The 16,172-nt window shown below is 41.5% G+C and carries 30 protein-coding genes; 1 reads left to right on the top strand and 29 read right to left on the bottom strand.

From position 1 onward, the window contains the following. Positions 1 to 15: 15 nt before the first annotated feature. The 27 genes from rpsD to rplC all read right to left on the bottom strand — a co-directional run bounded on the left by rpsD (position 16) and on the right by rplC (position 13,547). Positions 16 to 624 (bottom strand): 30S ribosomal protein S4, encoded by a 609-nt coding sequence (rpsD, locus tag PQ469_RS04505; protein WP_090643461.1) that lies wholly within the window; start codon positions 622 to 624, stop codon positions 16 to 18. Between the two features lie 64 nt (positions 625 to 688). Then, positions 689 to 1,078 carry a 30S ribosomal protein S11 gene (gene rpsK / locus PQ469_RS04500; protein ID WP_090643458.1) on the bottom strand — a complete coding sequence of 130 codons (390 nt, stop codon included), beginning with the start codon at positions 1,076 to 1,078 and terminating at the stop codon, positions 689 to 691. 128 nt (positions 1,079 to 1,206) lie between these two features. Beyond that, positions 1,207 to 1,584, bottom strand: a complete 378-nt coding sequence (gene rpsM, locus PQ469_RS04495) for a 30S ribosomal protein S13 (protein WP_090643454.1) — start codon at positions 1,582 to 1,584, stop codon at positions 1,207 to 1,209. A gap of 93 nt (positions 1,585 to 1,677) precedes the next feature. Then, a complete protein-coding gene (gene rpmJ / locus PQ469_RS04490) occupies positions 1,678 to 1,794 on the bottom strand; it encodes a 50S ribosomal protein L36 (RefSeq protein WP_074487407.1) in 117 nt (38 codons plus the stop codon). Positions 1,795 to 1,801: 7 nt separating this feature from the next. Further along, entirely contained in the window at positions 1,802 to 2,020 is a 219-nt protein-coding gene (gene infA / locus PQ469_RS04485; protein ID WP_090643449.1) for a translation initiation factor IF-1, read from the bottom strand. A gap of 63 nt (positions 2,021 to 2,083) precedes the next feature. Then, positions 2,084 to 2,875 carry a type I methionyl aminopeptidase gene (gene map / locus PQ469_RS04480; protein WP_090643445.1) on the bottom strand — a complete coding sequence of 264 codons (792 nt, stop codon included), beginning with the start codon at positions 2,873 to 2,875 and terminating at the stop codon, positions 2,084 to 2,086. 6 nt (positions 2,876 to 2,881) lie between these two features. Then, entirely contained in the window at positions 2,882 to 4,222 is a 1,341-nt protein-coding gene (gene secY, locus PQ469_RS04475; protein ID WP_090643441.1) for a preprotein translocase subunit SecY, read from the bottom strand. A 7-nt stretch (positions 4,223 to 4,229) separates the two neighbouring features. Then, positions 4,230 to 4,676 carry a 50S ribosomal protein L15 gene (gene rplO / locus PQ469_RS04470; RefSeq protein ID WP_090643436.1) on the bottom strand — a complete coding sequence of 149 codons (447 nt, stop codon included), beginning with the start codon at positions 4,674 to 4,676 and terminating at the stop codon, positions 4,230 to 4,232. Between the two features lie 4 nt (positions 4,677 to 4,680). Then, a complete protein-coding gene (rpmD, locus tag PQ469_RS04465) occupies positions 4,681 to 4,860 on the bottom strand; it encodes a 50S ribosomal protein L30 (protein ID WP_090643431.1) in 180 nt (59 codons plus the stop codon). A gap of 6 nt (positions 4,861 to 4,866) precedes the next feature. Continuing rightward, positions 4,867 to 5,385 (bottom strand): 30S ribosomal protein S5, encoded by a 519-nt coding sequence (rpsE, locus tag PQ469_RS04460; RefSeq protein WP_090643427.1) that lies wholly within the window; start codon positions 5,383 to 5,385, stop codon positions 4,867 to 4,869. Positions 5,386 to 5,397: 12 nt separating this feature from the next. Beyond that, entirely contained in the window at positions 5,398 to 5,748 is a 351-nt protein-coding gene (gene rplR, locus PQ469_RS04455) for a 50S ribosomal protein L18 (RefSeq protein ID WP_090643423.1), read from the bottom strand. 5 nt (positions 5,749 to 5,753) lie between these two features. After that, positions 5,754 to 6,311, bottom strand: a complete 558-nt coding sequence (rplF, locus tag PQ469_RS04450) for a 50S ribosomal protein L6 (protein ID WP_090643419.1) — start codon at positions 6,309 to 6,311, stop codon at positions 5,754 to 5,756. 16 nt (positions 6,312 to 6,327) lie between these two features. Further along, complete coding sequence (gene rpsH / locus PQ469_RS04445) at positions 6,328 to 6,726, bottom strand: 30S ribosomal protein S8 (RefSeq protein WP_090643415.1); 399 nt, start codon at positions 6,724 to 6,726, stop codon at positions 6,328 to 6,330. A 198-nt stretch (positions 6,727 to 6,924) separates the two neighbouring features. Next, the gene (gene rpsN, locus PQ469_RS04440) at positions 6,925 to 7,194 is read right to left on the bottom strand and encodes a 30S ribosomal protein S14 (RefSeq protein ID WP_090643411.1); all 270 of its coding nucleotides are present in this window, start codon (positions 7,192 to 7,194) and stop codon (positions 6,925 to 6,927) included. Then, positions 7,187 to 7,750, bottom strand: coding sequence for a 50S ribosomal protein L5 (rplE, locus tag PQ469_RS04435; protein ID WP_090643407.1), 564 nt, complete (start codon positions 7,748 to 7,750; stop codon positions 7,187 to 7,189). Before rplE ends, rpsN begins: the two co-directional genes overlap by 8 nt. Next, positions 7,750 to 8,094, bottom strand: a complete 345-nt coding sequence (gene rplX, locus PQ469_RS04430) for a 50S ribosomal protein L24 (RefSeq protein WP_147052923.1) — start codon at positions 8,092 to 8,094, stop codon at positions 7,750 to 7,752. The genes rplE and rplX overlap by 1 nt, the downstream gene beginning before the upstream one ends. Positions 8,095 to 8,096: 2 nt before the next feature. After that, positions 8,097 to 8,465 carry a 50S ribosomal protein L14 gene (gene rplN / locus PQ469_RS04425; RefSeq protein WP_073405786.1) on the bottom strand — a complete coding sequence of 123 codons (369 nt, stop codon included), beginning with the start codon at positions 8,463 to 8,465 and terminating at the stop codon, positions 8,097 to 8,099. Between the two features lies 1 nt (position 8,466). After that, positions 8,467 to 8,721, bottom strand: a complete 255-nt coding sequence (gene rpsQ / locus PQ469_RS04420; protein ID WP_008506277.1) for a 30S ribosomal protein S17 — start codon at positions 8,719 to 8,721, stop codon at positions 8,467 to 8,469. A gap of 20 nt (positions 8,722 to 8,741) precedes the next feature. Next, complete coding sequence (rpmC, locus tag PQ469_RS04415) at positions 8,742 to 8,951, bottom strand: 50S ribosomal protein L29 (RefSeq protein WP_090643399.1); 210 nt, start codon at positions 8,949 to 8,951, stop codon at positions 8,742 to 8,744. A 125-nt stretch (positions 8,952 to 9,076) separates the two neighbouring features. Beyond that, the gene (gene rplP / locus PQ469_RS04410) at positions 9,077 to 9,499 is read right to left on the bottom strand and encodes a 50S ribosomal protein L16 (RefSeq protein WP_090643396.1); all 423 of its coding nucleotides are present in this window, start codon (positions 9,497 to 9,499) and stop codon (positions 9,077 to 9,079) included. A 48-nt stretch (positions 9,500 to 9,547) separates the two neighbouring features. Then, positions 9,548 to 10,459, bottom strand: coding sequence for a 30S ribosomal protein S3 (gene rpsC, locus PQ469_RS04405; protein ID WP_090643390.1), 912 nt, complete (start codon positions 10,457 to 10,459; stop codon positions 9,548 to 9,550). Between the two features lie 6 nt (positions 10,460 to 10,465). Next, on the bottom strand, positions 10,466 to 10,894 hold the full coding sequence (rplV, locus tag PQ469_RS04400; RefSeq protein ID WP_337993755.1) for a 50S ribosomal protein L22: 429 nt from the start codon (positions 10,892 to 10,894) through the stop codon (positions 10,466 to 10,468). A gap of 6 nt (positions 10,895 to 10,900) precedes the next feature. Continuing rightward, on the bottom strand, positions 10,901 to 11,167 hold the full coding sequence (gene rpsS, locus PQ469_RS04395) for a 30S ribosomal protein S19 (RefSeq protein WP_076377419.1): 267 nt from the start codon (positions 11,165 to 11,167) through the stop codon (positions 10,901 to 10,903). Next, entirely contained in the window at positions 11,167 to 11,994 is an 828-nt protein-coding gene (rplB, locus tag PQ469_RS04390) for a 50S ribosomal protein L2 (protein ID WP_090643381.1), read from the bottom strand. The genes rpsS and rplB overlap by 1 nt, the downstream gene beginning before the upstream one ends. Positions 11,995 to 12,002: 8 nt before the next feature. Continuing rightward, positions 12,003 to 12,293: a 50S ribosomal protein L23 gene (gene rplW, locus PQ469_RS04385; protein ID WP_090643376.1), complete on the bottom strand. Its 291-nt coding sequence runs from the start codon at positions 12,291 to 12,293 to the stop codon at positions 12,003 to 12,005. A gap of 2 nt (positions 12,294 to 12,295) precedes the next feature. Next, on the bottom strand, positions 12,296 to 12,928 hold the full coding sequence (gene rplD / locus PQ469_RS04380; RefSeq protein WP_090643371.1) for a 50S ribosomal protein L4: 633 nt from the start codon (positions 12,926 to 12,928) through the stop codon (positions 12,296 to 12,298). 1 nt (position 12,929) lies between these two features. Continuing rightward, a complete protein-coding gene (gene rplC / locus PQ469_RS04375) occupies positions 12,930 to 13,547 on the bottom strand; it encodes a 50S ribosomal protein L3 (RefSeq protein WP_090643368.1) in 618 nt (205 codons plus the stop codon). Between the two features lie 552 nt (positions 13,548 to 14,099). Here rplC and PQ469_RS04370 point away from each other — a divergent pair. Then, entirely contained in the window at positions 14,100 to 15,521 is a 1,422-nt protein-coding gene (locus tag PQ469_RS04370; RefSeq protein ID WP_274211876.1) for a C45 family autoproteolytic acyltransferase/hydrolase, read from the top strand. A 77-nt stretch (positions 15,522 to 15,598) separates the two neighbouring features. Here the strand turns inward: PQ469_RS04370 and PQ469_RS04365 are convergent, their stop codons facing one another. Both PQ469_RS04365 and PQ469_RS04360 read right to left on the bottom strand, forming a co-directional pair. Then, positions 15,599 to 15,859: a Txe/YoeB family addiction module toxin gene (locus PQ469_RS04365; protein WP_274211875.1), complete on the bottom strand. Its 261-nt coding sequence runs from the start codon at positions 15,857 to 15,859 to the stop codon at positions 15,599 to 15,601. Position 15,860: 1 nt separating this feature from the next. Further along, on the bottom strand, positions 15,861 to 16,115 hold the full coding sequence (locus tag PQ469_RS04360; RefSeq protein ID WP_274211874.1) for a type II toxin-antitoxin system Phd/YefM family antitoxin: 255 nt from the start codon (positions 16,113 to 16,115) through the stop codon (positions 15,861 to 15,863). Between the last annotated feature and the right edge of the window lie 57 nt (positions 16,116 to 16,172).

The raw sequence follows: 16,172 nt of genomic DNA, 5'->3' as shown, positions 1-16,172 counted from the left end.
GGATAATTATTTTTATTATTTTGAATACAACTCGACGATTAGGTTCTCCTTAATGTTTTCAGGAATTTCATCGCGGTTAGGATAGTTAAGGAATTTACCTGTTAAGGTATTTGCATCCCACTCCAACCAGCTGTATTTGTTGATTCTTCTACCTGCTACTGATGTAGTAATAGCTTCTAATGATTTAGATTTTTCACGTACAGAGATAACGTCACCAGCTTTTAATGCATATGATGCGATGTTTACAACAGCACCGTTAACATTAATGTGTTTGTGGTTAACCAACTGACGGGCGCCTGAACGTGTAGGTGATATACCTAAACGATAAACAGCGTTATCTAAACGGGCTTCTAAGAATTTCAGCAAGTTTTCACCTGTGATACCTTCTTTAGCCGAAGCGCGGTGAAACAAGTTTTCGAACTGACGCTCTAATACACCATAAGTGTATTTAACTTTTTGTTTCTCCATTAACTGAGTTGAATACTCAGATTGTTTTCCACGACGTTTTGAGGCGCCATGCATTCCCGGTGGATAGTTTTTACGTTCTAACGCTTTATCCGGACCGAAGATCGGCTCACGGAAACGACGTGCAATTTTGGACTTAGGTCCTGTATATCTGGCCATTTTGTGTATTTTTAAAGTATCTTACAGCCTGTAGCTGTAGAATCTTAGCTTTAAAATCTGTTAATTAAACTCTTCTTCTTTTTGACGGACGGCAACCATTGTGTGGAAGCGGTGTAATGTCTTTGATAGTGGTAACTTCGATACCTGCAGTTTGCAAAGTACGGATAGCCGACTCACGACCAGCACCAGGGCCTTTTACAAACACCTCTACTTTACGCAAACCAAAGTCATAAGCAACTTTACCGCAATCGGCAGCAGCCTGACCGGCAGCATAAGGAGTGTTCTTTTTTGAACCTTTGAAACCCATTTTACCTGCAGATGACCATGAAATAGCCTGTCCGGTTTTGTTGGTAAGGGTAATGATGATGTTGTTAAAAGTAGCATTGATGTGTGCTTCGCCAACAGGCTCAACAATCACAATGCGCTTTTTGGTAACTTTTTTACTTTTAGCCATTTTTTTAATTATTGAATTAATGAATTACTGGGTTATAGAATAACCCTGACCCACTAATCGTGATTATAATTTTTATTCCTGGTAAGCTTAAAGTATATAACTACCCGCTGCTAACCAATCGTTATTTACTACTTAGTAGCTTTCTTTTTATTAGCAACTGTTTTACGTTTTCCTTTACGGGTACGTGAGTTGTTTTTAGTACGCTGACCACGTAATGGTAAACCTTTACGGTGACGTGTACCACGGTAGCAACCAATGTCCATCAAACGTTTAATGTTCAATTGCACTTCCGAACGAAGTGAACCTTCCACTTTAATCTGATCGTTGATGATTCCACGGATTGAGGCTAACTGCTCATCGGTCCAGTCCTGTACTTTTGTATTAAAATCGATACCTGCCTCAGTCAAAATCTTTTGAGCTGTTGAGCGGCCTATACCGAAAATGTAAGTAAGTCCGATTTCTCCTCTTTTATTCTTTGGTAAATCAATACCTGATATCCTTGCCATATTCTTTATTTAGTGATTTAGTGATTTAGTGATTGTGCGAGATGATTTTTAATTCAATAACTCACTAATTCACTAATTCAAAATTAATTGTTCTTAGCCCTGGCGTTGTTTGTACTTAGGATTCTTCTTGTTAATAACGTAAAGTTTCCCGTTACGGCGAATGATCTTACAATCTGCGCTGCGTTTTTTAATGGATGCTCTAACTTTCATCTCTTTTTTATTTATATCTATAGGTTATTCTACCCTTACTCAAATCGTACGGACTCATTTCTAATTTTACTCTGTCGCCAGGTAAAATTTTGATATAGTGCATACGCATCTTGCCCGAAATATGGGCTATAATCTCATGACCGTTCTCCAGCTCAACCCTGAACATTGCATTTGACAATGCCTCTCTAATTGTACCGTCCTGTTCGATCGAAGATTGTTTAGCCATATTTTGTTGATTTTTACTTAATTATCCGCCCTAAAACCGGGATGCAAAATTAATAAAAATTATTTAATTATTATTCTTTTCTTTTAAAACATTATCAACATACTCAAACGTTGATAAAATGTCAGGTTTTCCTTTACCTATAGCAACAGTATGCTCATAATGAGCAGATGCTTTCTTATCTACAGTTGATACAGTCCATCCATCATCCCAAAACTTAACACCGGCGCGGCCGGCGTTTATCATCGGTTCAATGGCAATCACCATCCCCTCTTCAAGCTTAATACCCGATCCACGTTTACCGTAATTAGGCACCTCGGGCTTTTCGTGAAGTTTAACCCCCACACCATGCCCTACCAGCTCTTTAACAACTCCAAAGCCATTTTTCTCGGCGTGTTCCTGTATCGCGTAGCCTATATCACCTATCCGCATGCCTGCAACAGCTTTAGCAACTCCAAGGTCCAAACACTCACGGGTTACCCGCATGAGTTTTTTTACTGTGTCGCTTACTTCGCCAATAGCAAAAGTATAAGCCGAGTCGCCTACAAAACCGTTTAATATAGCACCGCAATCAACAGAAACTAAATCACCTTCTACCAGTACATGTTTTCCGGGGAAACCATGAACTACCTGGTCATTTAATGATATGCAGAGGGAGTAGGGAAACCCGCCGTAGTTTAAAAAAGCGGGGATACCGCCGTTATCACGTATAAAGGTTTCAGCAAGTCTGTCGAGTTCGATAGTAGTAACACCCGGGCCTATTACTTTAGCAACCTCTGCATGTGTTCTCGACACCAGCAGCGCGCTTTCCCGGATCAACTCTATTTCCTCGGCAGACTTGTAAATTATTTTTGACATTCCTTATTAGATCGCTGTCGGACTTGTTCCGGCAGCAGCAGGCATTGCTGTACGTCCTTTAATCCGTCCGGTTTTCATTAAACCATCGTAATGGCGCATCAACAGGTGACTTTCTATTTGTTGCAAGGTATCCAACACAACACCTACCAGGATAATTAACGATGTGCCGCCAAAAAATCTTGCGAAGATTGGAGATACACCAACCAAACTGGCAATTGCCGGTATAATTGCTATCATAGCCAGGAAAATAGACCCTGGTAAGGTAATTTTTGATATTACACCATCTATATAATCGGCAGTTGATTTACCTGGTTTAACACCCGGAATAAACCCGCCGTTCTTCTTCATATCGTCAGCCATCTGGTTAGGGTTAACCGTAATAGCAGTATAGAAGTAAGTAAACAGGATGATCAACACGCCAAACAGCGTATTATGCTGCCATGAATTATAATTTGATAACGCAATTAGTATACCGTTTGATGAAATGCTTGGCATGAACTGTTGTACAGTTTGCGGTATAAACATTAATGCCTGCGCAAATATAATAGGCATTACACCGGCAGCATTTACCTTTAACGGTATATACTGGCGCACGCCACCATATTGTTTATTGCCCACTATACGCTTAGCATACTGCACCGCAATTTTACGGGTACCCTGTACAATAAGGATAGTAAACATTACAACACCAATTAAACCCACAATTTCAACAATGAATGTAATTAAACCGCCTGTACCACTGGTACGCGAGTTAAATTCTGTTAAAAATGCGCCGGGCAACTGGGCAATGATACCCACCATGATGATAAGCGATATACCGTTACCAATACCTTTGTCTGTAATTTTTTCGCCCAGCCACATTACAAATAATGTACCTGCCGTTAAAACAAACATGTTAAGAACAGTAAAGAATGGGTTACTGATCATCATCGCATCAGCAGAGATCTGCGATTTTAAATAACCTATAGCCTGCAGGGCAGTTATACCTATGGTTAGGTAACGTGTCCACTGGTTTAGCTTATTACGGCCGCTTTCGCCCTCTTTTTGCAATTTGGTAAAATAAGGTACCGCGATGCCTAATAATTGCACCACAATTGAAGCCGAGATATAAGGCATTACACCCAATGCAAAAATAGACGAATGTGAAAACGCCCCTCCTGCAAACATATTCAGCAATCCTACTAATCCTTCTGCTTTCTGGTTAGCTACTAATGCAGGATTAACCCCTGGCAAAACAACGAAAGTACCAACGCGATATATTGCAAGAAATAAGAGTGTGTTTATAATACGCACTCTTAAATCTTCGATTTTCCAGATATTGGATAATGTGGTGAAAAATTTCTTCATCCTAAAATTATAGCTTAACTATGGTACCACCAGCTGCTTCAATAGCTTTTTGAGCTGTAGCAGTAAATGCATGTGCCTTAACTTCTAATTTGGCAGTTAATTCGCCACGGCCCAGAATTTTAACCAGGTCGTTACGTGATACCAAACCATGTAATTTCAAAGTATCAAAATCAACAACATCAAGTGTGTATTTTGTTACTAATTCTTGCAATACATCAAGGTTTACACCAGTATACTCTACGCGGTTAGGGTTTTTAAAACCAACCTTAGGCACACGGCGTTGTAAAGGCATCTGACCGCCTTCAAAACCTACCTTGCTGCTTGTACCTGAACGTGAACCGGCGCCTTTGTGGCCACGGGTTGACGTACCGCCACGGCCAGAACCTGTACCACGGCCAATTCTTTTCCTATTTTTAGTAGAACCTTCTGCAGGTTTTAAATTACTTAAATTCATGATATTAAATATTTTCTACCGCTACCAGGTGGTTAACTTTTCTAACCATACCAATTATAGCTGCAGTTGCCTCAACTTCCACACTGTGGTTAATTTTACGCAAGCCTAATGCTTCGATAGTCTTTTTTTGGCGCTCACTTCTGTCGATCACGCTCTTAATCTGTGTTATTTTGATTTTGGCCATGACTGATTATCCGTTAAATACTTTACCTAAACTAACGCCACGTTGCTGTGCTACGGTATGGGCATCACGTAATTGTGATAACGCAGATACAGTTGCTTTAACCACGTTGTGCGGATTTGATGAACCTTTTGATTTAGCTAACACGTTGTGGATACCTGCAGACTCTAACACTGCACGCATTGCACCACCCGCGATAACACCGGTACCGTTTGCTGCTGGTTTCAGGAAAACGAAACCACCGCTGAATTTGCCAATTTGCTCGTGAGGGATTGTGTTGTTGATAATAGGAACTTTAACTAAGTTCTTTTTAGCATCATCAATACCTTTTGCAATGGCTTCGGTAACCTCTTTTGCTTTGCCTAATCCGTAACCTACAACACCGTTTTCGTCGCCTACTACCACAATGGCAGAAAAGCTGAAAGTACGGCCACCTTTGGTTACTTTGGCAACACGCTGTATGCTTACCAAGCGGTCTTTTAATTCGATCTCGCTTGTTTTTACTCTTTTTATGTTGATTGTTGACATTTCTCTGTTCGATTAAAAGTTTAAACCACCTTCACGTGCACCTTCGGCCAGTGACTTAACACGACCATGGTACAAATAACCGTTCCTGTCGAAAACCACATCTTTAATACCTGCTGCGATAGCTTTCTGAGCTACCAGTTTGCCTACGGCTACTGATTGATCAGATTTTGTGCCATCAGCGGTAAAATCTTTTGACAAAGATGATGCTGATACGATAGTTTTACCGGTTAAATCGTCAATGATCTGCGCGTAAATACCTTTATTGCTCCTGTATACTGACAGGCGAGGACGCTCTGTTGATCCTGAAAGGCGTTTTCTGATACCTTTTTTAATCCTGTCTCTTCTTGATAATTTAGCTCCCATGACGATTATTTTTTAGATGCTGATTTACCTGCTTTTCTTCTCAATATCTCGCCTACAAACTTAATACCTTTACCTTTGTAAGGCTCTGGAGTACGTAACGAACGTATTTTTGCAGCTACCTGGCCAATTAACTGTTTGTCAATTGATTCAAGTATGATAGTTGGGTTTTTACCCTTATCAGCAGTGGTTGTAACTTTAATTTCTGTTGGCAATTCAAATACATAGTGGTGAGAGTAACCCAACACTAAATCTAATGTATTACCGGTATTGGTAGCACGGTAACCTACACCAACCAATTCCTGTTGGATTTTGTAACCTTCGGTTACGCCTACTACCATGTTGTTGATAAGCGCACGGTATAAACCATGTAATGCTTTGTGACGTTTTTGATCAGACGGGCGTTGAACCAGTAACTGACCATCTTCCTGTGCAATGGTGATATCGCTATCAACTGCTTGCTGCAATTGACCTTTAGGGCCTTTTACTGTAACAACATTATCTGCTGATACGGTAACAGTTACTCCTGCTGGCATTGCTATCGGTGCTTTTCCTACTCTTGACATTGCTTAATTTCTCCTATTAATAAACGTAGCATAAAACTTCGCCACCTACATTTTGCTGACGGGCTTCTTTATCAGACATTACGCCTTTAGAAGTTGACAGGATGGCGATACCTAAACCATTTAATACTCTTGGCATTTTTTCCATGCCTGCGTATTTCCTCAAACCTGGTTTACTGATGCGCGTAATGCTACGGATAGCAGAAATTTTAGTTATCGGGTGGTACTTTAAAGCAACTTTGATGCTGCCTTGCGGACCATTTTCCTCAAACTTGTAATTGGCAATGTAACCTTTGTCGAAAAGCACCTTAGTGATTTCCTTCTTCAGATTTGATGCAGGAATTTCAACAACCCTATGGTTGGCTTTAATAGCATTCCTTACTCTTGTAAGATAATCTGCGATTGGATCTGTATTCATTTTATTGGGTTATGATGGTGGTTTCCTTCCCGTAACATCCGGGGCGACCTTCCATCGGTTAATTCTTTTTTATAGTATCAAGTAGTTAGTATCAAGTATCAAGATTTTGTCTTGTTTTCTGATGCTAACTACCTCTACTCTTCAATACCGTTCGCAAGGTATGTCTTGCTACTTGATACTATATACTTGCTACTGAAATTACCAGCTTGCTTTCTTTACTCCCGGGATTTTGCCATCAAGAGCCATTTCACGGAATGTTACGCGTGAAATACCAAACTGACGCATATAACCACGTGGGCGGCCGGTTAATTTACAACGGTTGTGTAATTTTACCGGAGATGATGCCTTAGGTAATTTATCCAAACCAACGTAATCGCCGGCTTCTTTAAGGGCTGCTCTTTTCTCTGCGTATTTAGCAACCAATTTAGCGCGCTTTACTTCACGAGCTTTTACACCTTCTTTAGCCATTGCTATTTTGATTTTTAAATGGTAATCCAAATTGTTTCAACAACTCCAATGCTTCAACATCGTTTGTTGCGGAGGTTACAAAGGTAATATCCATACCTTGGATTTTATTGATTTTGTCAATATTTATCTCAGGGAATATAATTTGCTCTGTAATACCTAAAGTATAGTTACCTCTGCCGTCAAAACCTTTGTCGTTGATGCCTTTAAAGTCACGGATACGTGGCAGGGCAACAGCGATTAAACGATCCAAAAACTCATACATTGTGTTGTCACGCAAGGTAACACGTACGCCAACCGGCATATTTTTACGCAATTTAAAGTTCGAGATATCTTTTTTAGATTTTGAAGATACTGCCTGCTGGCCAGTGATGGTTGTTAACTCGGTGATGGTGTTCTCGATAAGTTTTTTATCGGTAGTAGCACCGCCAACACCCTGGTTAATGGCAATTTTCTCCAGTTTAGGAACCTGCATTACGCTTTTGTACTGAAATTTATCTTTCAGTGCGGTACGAATTTCGTCCTTGTATTTTGTTTTTAATCTTGGTACGTAAGTCATTACTTAATTTCCTCCCCTGATTTTTTTGCTACCCTTACTAATTTGCCGGCATCGTTCAATTTACGGCCAACACGGGTTGTATTACCTGATTTAGGGTCAACCAGCGCAAGGTTTGAAATATGTATAGCAGCTTCTTGTTTAACAATTCCGCCGTTAGGGTTAGCAGCATTAGGTTTGGTATGTTTTGATACCATATTGGCACCTTCAACAACAGCCCTGTTTTTTGCTATTATCACCTCAACTACTTTACCTTGCGATCCTTTTGAATCGCCGGCTATAACTTTTACCAGGTCGCCTTTGCGAATTTTCAGTTTGCCTGGTGTTGCAACTTTTTTCTTTTCCATGATTACAATACCTCCGGTGCTAATGATACAATTTTCATAAATTGTTTCTCACGCAGTTCTCTTGCAACAGGGCCAAAGATACGTGTGCCTCTTGGCTCATCCTGGTTATTTAACAAAACAGCTGCGTTATCGTCGAAACGGATGTATGAACCATCTTTTCTGCGGATCTCTTTTTTGGTGCGTACTACTACGGCTTTTGATACAGTACCTTTTTTCACGTTACCTGAAGGTAAAGCGCTTTTTACGGTTACTACTATCTTATCGCCTATAGATGCATACCTTTTGCCGGTACCACCTAACACGCGGATCACTAAAACTTCTTTAGCGCCACTGTTATCGGCTACGTTTAATCTTGATTCCTGTTGTACCATCTTATTTAGCCCTTTCTAAAATTTGAACTAATCTCCAGTTTTTGCTCTTGCTCAGCGGGCGGGTTTCCATAATCAATACGGTATCGCCAATGCCACAAGTGTTGGTCTCATCATGAGCCATAAATTTTGTGGTTTTTTTCACGAATTTACCGTAGATAGGGTGTTTCACTTTACGCTCAACAGCCACTACAATAGATTTTTCCATCTTATTGCTAACCACCAGGCCGGTACGTGTTTTTCTTAAATTTCTTTCCATTTTTCTGAATGCTTAAAAAATTAATTCTTTTCAGAAGCCGACGCCGCTTTGCGTTTTGTTAATTCAGTATTTAACTGAGCAATTCCCTTGCGTACCTTTGTTATACGGGATGGATTCTCGATAGCCGACACTGCGTGAGCAAATTTCAATTTGGTAAGGGTTGACCTTTCCTCGCCGATTTTTGCTACCAGTTCTTCTGTAGATAGTCCCAAAATTTCTGAGTTCTTCATCTTCTTGTGTTATTTGTTGTAATAGTAGAAAGTTTCAACGTTGTATTGTTTTGGTTTGATGGTTGAAAGTTCGGCATCTAACTTTACAACTTGTGAAAACTTTACAACTTTTCAACTCTTCCAATTTATGCTTCTACGTAATCCCTACGTACAATAAATCTTGTTTGTACCGGAAGTTTTTGTGCTGCAAGGCGCAAAGCCTCTTTAGCAACTTCCATAGGCACACCTTCGGCCTCAAAAATGATCCTTCCGGGGCGTACTACCGCTACCCAGTACTCAGGAGCACCTTTACCTTTACCCATACGTACCTCTGCTGGTTTCTTGGTTACAGGCTTGTCAGGAAAAATCCTGATCCACACCTGGCCTTCACGTTTCATAAAACGTGTTACAGCAATACGTGCAGCCTCGATCTGGCGGCTGGTAATCCATGCCGCTTCGAGTGATTTTACACCGAAAGATCCGAATGAAAGTTCAGCACCACGAGTGGCTAAACCTTTCATCCTGCCTTTTTGCATCTTTCTGAACTTCGTTCTTTTTGGCTGTAGCATTTTCTTAAGCTTTTATATCGTTACGATATTTGTCTTTCTATTTTATAATTATCTCTTTCCTGGGCCACCTGGACGGTTACCGCCACCTTGACCACCTGGACGGCTGCCACCTTGACCACCCGGACGGCTACCGCCACCACGAGGACCACCTTGACCACCTGCGCCAGGACCGCCTCTGCGATCGCCACCACCTGGTTTCCTGTCATTTCTGCGCTCGCCACCACGTTCGCCACCGCGAGCGTTATCACGACCACCGAATGCCGGGGCACCATCTGGCCTGCCACCTTTACCGCTTGCGCTGCTTGCACCACCAATGTTTGGCGATAAATCGCGTTTGCCGTAAACTTCGCCTTTACAGATCCATACTTTAACACCTATTTTACCATAAGTAGTTAATGCTTCTGCTAATGCGTAGTCAATATCAGCACGGAAAGTGTGCAAAGGAATTCTTCCTTCTTTATATTGTTCGCTACGTGCCATCTCGGCGCCACCTAAACGGCCTGATGTCATGATCTTAATACCTTCGGCACCCATTCTCATGGTTGAAGCTATAGTAGTTTTCATGGCACGGCGGAAAGAGATACGTGCTTCTAATTGTTTTGCAATACCTTCTGCCACTAATTGTGCATCAAGCTCGGGGCGTTTGATTTCGAAGATGTTGATCTGAACTTCCTTTTTGGTAAGTTTTTTCAACTCTTCTTTAATCTTATCAACTTCGGCACCGCCTTTACCAATCACAATACCCGGACGGGCAGTGTGTATAGTTACAGTGATGCGTTTTAATGTGCGTTCGATAACCACTTTTGATACACCACCTTTAGCGATACGTGCTGAAAGGTATTTGCGGATTTTTTCGTCTTCAACTAATTTGTCGGCATAATGATTGCCACCGAACCAATTAGAATCCCAACCTCTGATGATTCCTAATCTGTTACCTATTGGATGTGCTTTCTGTCCCATTTCAAATTAATTGTTTTCGTTTTTACTATCCACAACCAGTGTTACATGGTTTGAGCGTTTACGGATACGGTATCCCCTTCCTTGCGGAGCAGGGCGTAACCTTTTTAGCTGACGGCCACCGCCTACCGAGATTTCTTTAATAAACAAGCCATGATCTTCGGCTTTTTTACCTTCGTTTTTTGCTTCCCAGTTAGTAATTGCCGATACTAATAATTTCTCTACACGGATGGCAGCTTCTTTATTAGTAAACTTTAAGATACTTAAAGCTGAAAATACATTTTTACCACGAACCAGGTCAACTACCAAACGCATCTTGCGTGGTGAAGTTGGGCAGTCCTGTAACTTGGCAACTGCAGGGCCGCCAACGATGGCTTTAGCCGCTTTTTTTTGCTGCTCTACTCGTACAGACTTTTTAATTTTTGTTGTTGCTTCCATTGCCTGTTATTTTTTCTTCTCTGCGTGACCGCGGAATGTACGGGTTGGAGCAAATTCTCCCAACTTGTGACCAACCATGTTTTCTGTTACATACACCGGGATAAACTTGTTACCATTGTGTACTGCGAATGTGTGACCAACGAAATCAGGAGAGATCATGGAACGACGTGACCATGTTTTTACAACTGATTTTTTGCTTGATTCATTCAAGGTCAGAACTTTTCTTTCCAGGTTATGATCAATATAAGGTCCTTTTTTAATTGAACGTGCCATTATTTTTTCCTTCTTTCAATGATATAACGATCCGACCCTTTTTTCTTATCACGAGTTTTGTAGCCTTTAGCTAACAAACCTTTACGTGAACGTGGATGACCACCTGAGGCTCTACCCTCACCACCACCCATAGGGTGATCTACCGGGTTCATGGCAACACCACGAACACGCGGCCTGCGGCCTAACCAACGTTTGCGGCCTGCTTTACCTAACACCGCGTTTGCTCTTTCGCCATTTGAAACGGTACCGATAGTTGCCAAACAAGTTGACAATATCATACGGGTTTCGCCTGAAGGCAATTTGATGATGGCATATTTACCATCGCGCGCCGAAAGCTGGGCATAAGTACCGGCACTGCGGGCAATTACACCACCCTGGCCTGGGTTTAACTCAATGTTGTGGATGATAGAACCTAACGGGATGTTCTTCAAAGGCATGGTGTTACCAACCTCTGGAGTAGCTGTCTCGCCGGCTACAACTACCGTTCCAACTGTTAAGCCTTCCGGAGCTATCATGTATCGTTTTTCACCATCAACAAAATGTAACAGTGCTATACGTGCCGAACGGTTAGGATCGTACTCGATAGTTGCAACTTTTGCAGGGATGTCAAATTTATTACGTTTGAAATCAATCAACCTGTATGCTTGCTTATGACCACCACCTAAGTAGCGCATAGTCATTTTACCGGTGTTGTTACGTCCGCCCGATCTTGTGTTGGATGATACAACCAACGACTTTTCAGGAACGTTTGTTGTAATATCTGAGTTAGATACGTCAACTCTGAAACGGGTACCGGGGGTAACCGGTTTAAATCTCTTTACTGCCATCTCTATAATTATATATTGCTGTAAAAATCAATTGTTTGACCGTCATTCAAAGTAATGATCGCTTTTTTATACGTAGCAGCACGGCCAGAAACGGCGCCTGCCTTAGTATTGCGAGTTTTAAGTTTGCCGACGTATTTCATAGTGTTTACCGCCTTAACGTTAACACCGTACATTGCCTCAATGGCGCCTTTAATCTGAATTTTGTTTGCTCTGTGATCAACTTTGAAAGCATAACGGTTAAGTTTCTCGGTTAATTGAGTTACTTTTTCAGTAAGTAGGGGTTTCTTTAAAATTTCCATAATTACTTAGCTAATGCTTCCTCCAAAGTTTTTACAGCGCCTGTAGTTAATAACAGTTTACCAGCGTTTAACACATCATAAGTGTTTAGCTGCTCAACCGAAATTACTTTCGTTTTCTTCAGGTTTCTGCTTGATAAATACACATTGTTATTTTCGGCGCCTGCTACTACTAATAATGTTTTGTCATTAGTAACATTCAGGTCGGCCTCCATTTTAATGTAGTTTTTAGTTTTGATGCTATCAAAATTAAAATCTTCCAATACTAAAATGTTGTTATCTTTTGCTTTGTATGATAAAGCCGATTTACGGGCCAGTGATTTTAACTTCTTGTTTAATTTGAAGCTGTAATCGCGTGGTTGCGGACCGAAAACGCGACCACCACCATTAAATAATGGAGATTTAACGCTACCTGCACGGGCACCACCTGTACCTTTTTGTTTATATAATTTGCGGGTTGAACCTGCAATTTCGTTACGCTGTTTTGATTTGTGTGTACCCTGACGTTGGTTAGCTAAAAATTGCTTAACATCAAGATAAATCGCGTGATCGTTTGGCTCAATACCGAATACCGACTCAGGAAGCTGCACCTTGGCACCTGTTTCTTTACCTGATACGTTTAATACGTTTACTTCCATCTTATTTATCCACTATTACGAATGAACCCTTAGCTCCGGGGATGGAACCTTTAACAACCAACAGGTTTTGCTCAGCGTAAACCTTAATCACTTGTAAGTTCTGTGTTTTAACACGAACGTTACCGGTTTGACCTGCCATGCGCATGCCTTTAAATACACGCGACGGCCATGATGACGCACCTAAGGAACCTGGCGCACGTAAACGATTGTGCTGACCGTGAGTTTGCATACCCACACCACCAAAACCGTGACGTTTTACCACACCCTGAAATCCTTTACCTTTTGAAGTACCAACCACATCAACAAAATCTCCCGCGGCAAAAATATCAACGGTAACAGTGTCACCTAATGATTTTTCATCCTCGAAAGTTTTGAATTCAACAAGCTTACGCTTTGGAGTTGTACCGGCTTTTTGGAAGTGTCCTTTTAACGGACCGGAGGTGTTTTTTTCCTTTTTGTCGCCATATGCCAGCTGTACAGCTGCATATCCGTCTGTATCAACAGACTTAACTTGTGTTACCACGCAAGGGCCAGCTTCGATTACGGTGCAAGGAATATTTTTCCCTGTTTCGTCGAAAATGCTGGTCATTCCTACTTTTTTACCAATAATTCCTGACATTTCTTTAATTTATTTGTGTCCATCGAAGCAGTAGGGCTTCGTTCAAGACATATTATTCCCCCCGAAAGGGACGGCAAAGATAGAAACTTTACAGTAATAATCAAATAGTTAGTGAGTTATTTTTTTATAAATTTTATATACTTGTTTTAACGGAAGGTTTCGGGGTATTTAGCTGGGGGTTAAGCGATTTAATTGGGGAGTTACTTCCATCTCCGAAACGCCAATGCAGAGCGCAGGAAAATGACCGTTTAACAGCCGGCGTAAAATTTCATGAGCCTGATTTTTTGTTAGGGAATTTCTCCCCAGCGAGGGAAAAGCTTTGTAGTAAAAAACCCGGGATGAAGCTCCGTGCCAGAGGTACGTCACCTAAGGTTCCGTACCTCTGGCACGCAAAAACGTTAATCCATTTATGCTACAAAGCTTTTGCTCCTCTGGAGCATCCTGTCAATTGCTTAGCTTAAAGCGATTTCTCCATTGGCAAAATAAGTTCTGTTGCTAAGCCCATTTTCTTTCCCTATATTCATCCATCTAACAATTAAGCAGTTAAACACGATGAAACAATTTGCTCAAACACTTTCTATCATCTTTATCACCACCCTATTATTTGCCTGCAAGCAAAAAACCACAGAAAAAACAACCGTAGTACATGACCGCATGGGCAAAGCCTCCCGCGAAGACAAAAACGGATGGATTTACGTGCACCTGGCGGGTTCGCCGGCCGATATTGGCTATCAGCATGGTTACCTGCTATCTAAAGAAATAGATACCTTAATAAAGGTGATGCAGTATTACCTGCCCTATACCAGTAAAAAAGACTGGGCTTTTTACCGCAAGGCATCGGCCCGGTTTATGTGGGGCAAAATTGGTAAAGAATACCAGGACGAGATACGTGGCATAACCGAAGGTTTGAAAGCCAAAGGCCTGAAATACGATACCCTGGATATCACCGCGCTTAATGCCAACATCGAGCTGGCCCAATATTATGTACCCGGTTTGATGAACAAAGTAAAACCCGGTAGCGGCGATAATAAAGCGCCCGGCAACTGCAGCGCCTTTATAGCCACCGGAAAATATACCAAAGATGGCAAAATAGTGATTGGCCATAATAACTGGACAGATTATATTGTGGGCGAACGCTGGAATGTAATTGCCGATATCGTACCCGAAAAAGGCAATCATATACTGATGGATACCGCGCCGGGCTTTATCCACAGCGGCGATGATTTTGTAGAAACCAGCAGCGGCATAGTGATAACCGAAACTACCATAACCGGCTTTAAAGGCTTTGACACCACCCGCACGCCCGAATTTGTACGAGCACGCAAAGCCGCCCAATACAGTAATAGCATTGACGATGTAATTAAAATAATGACTACCGATAACAACGGCGGCTATGCTAACGACTGGCTCATTGGCGATACCAAAACCAACGAAGTGGCCAAACTGGAGCTGGGCCTTAAAACCATGAAAGTATGGCGATCAAAAGATACCGCCATGATAGGCTCCAACTTCCCGGCCGATCCCAACCTAATAAAACAGGAAACCACATTTGATGTAAATGATAAAACCAACTCGCCCAACGCACGTAAGTTGAGGATGGAAAAACTGGTTTGTGTTAACTACAAAGGCAAACTTGATGCCGATAACGGTAAAACAATTGAAGGCGATACCTTTGATGCGCTTAACAATAAAACCGCGCTAAACCGCTGCGTTATTGACGGCCATATTGACAAAGACCCTAAAGGCTGCCCCGAGTGGAGCGAGGGCCCCTACTACCCCATGGGCGCCGTACAAGGCAAAGTTGCCACTGCCGATATGGTTAGTAAACTCCAGCTATGGGCACATATGGGCCACCCAAGCGGCGATGATTTCCTGGCAGCACCCTTCCTGAAGCAACATCCCGAATATAACTACCAGGCCAAATATTTGCGCGATATGAAAGCCTACCCGTGGACGTTGTTTGCGGCTAAATAAAATCAGAATTTGTAGAATTGAAAATTACTAAACACAAAAAAGCCTTGTAGGTTTGAAATTTTGAAGGCCTTTTTGTTTTAAATTTGATAATGGTATCGGCATTGCAAAATATGCAATCGGCCGTCTTTAACTTTATAAATCAAACGGTGTTCGTCGGTTATCCTGCGGCTCCAGCAGCCTGCAAAATTTCCTTTTAAGGGTTCGGGTTTACCAATGCCTTTAAATGGTGAACGTAAGCATTCTTTAATAAGGGCGTTAATTCGCTCCATCACCTTTTTATCGGCTTGCTGCCAATGTAAGTAATCGTCCCAGCCTTGGGTTTGCCAAACCAATTCCAAGTTAATCCTCTATTAATTTGTGCTGATAAAAGGCTCCGCTATCCATTTCGTCAATAGCATCCTGCAAACGTTTCCTGTTAGCTTCACTTTTAACAATATGCAATGTTTCGGTTATGGCATTATATTCATCCAAACCAATCACCACAACGTTTTTTCCTTTGCTGCGCGATACAATAACAACTTCGGCATCGTCATTCACTTTATCCAAATTTCGGGCAAGGTTTTTCCGAAATTCCGTATAATTTAAAACCTCCATATTTTAAGTACTTAATTAAGTACAAATTTAAGTATTTTTAATTGAATTTACCAGCCA

This window comes from Mucilaginibacter sp. KACC 22773, assembly GCF_028736215.1.
In the GTDB taxonomy this organism is placed as follows: Bacteria; Bacteroidota; Bacteroidia; order Sphingobacteriales; family Sphingobacteriaceae; genus Mucilaginibacter.
Note: the sequence above shows the minus strand (reverse complement) of the source record. Positions and strands in the feature narration are given on the sequence as shown.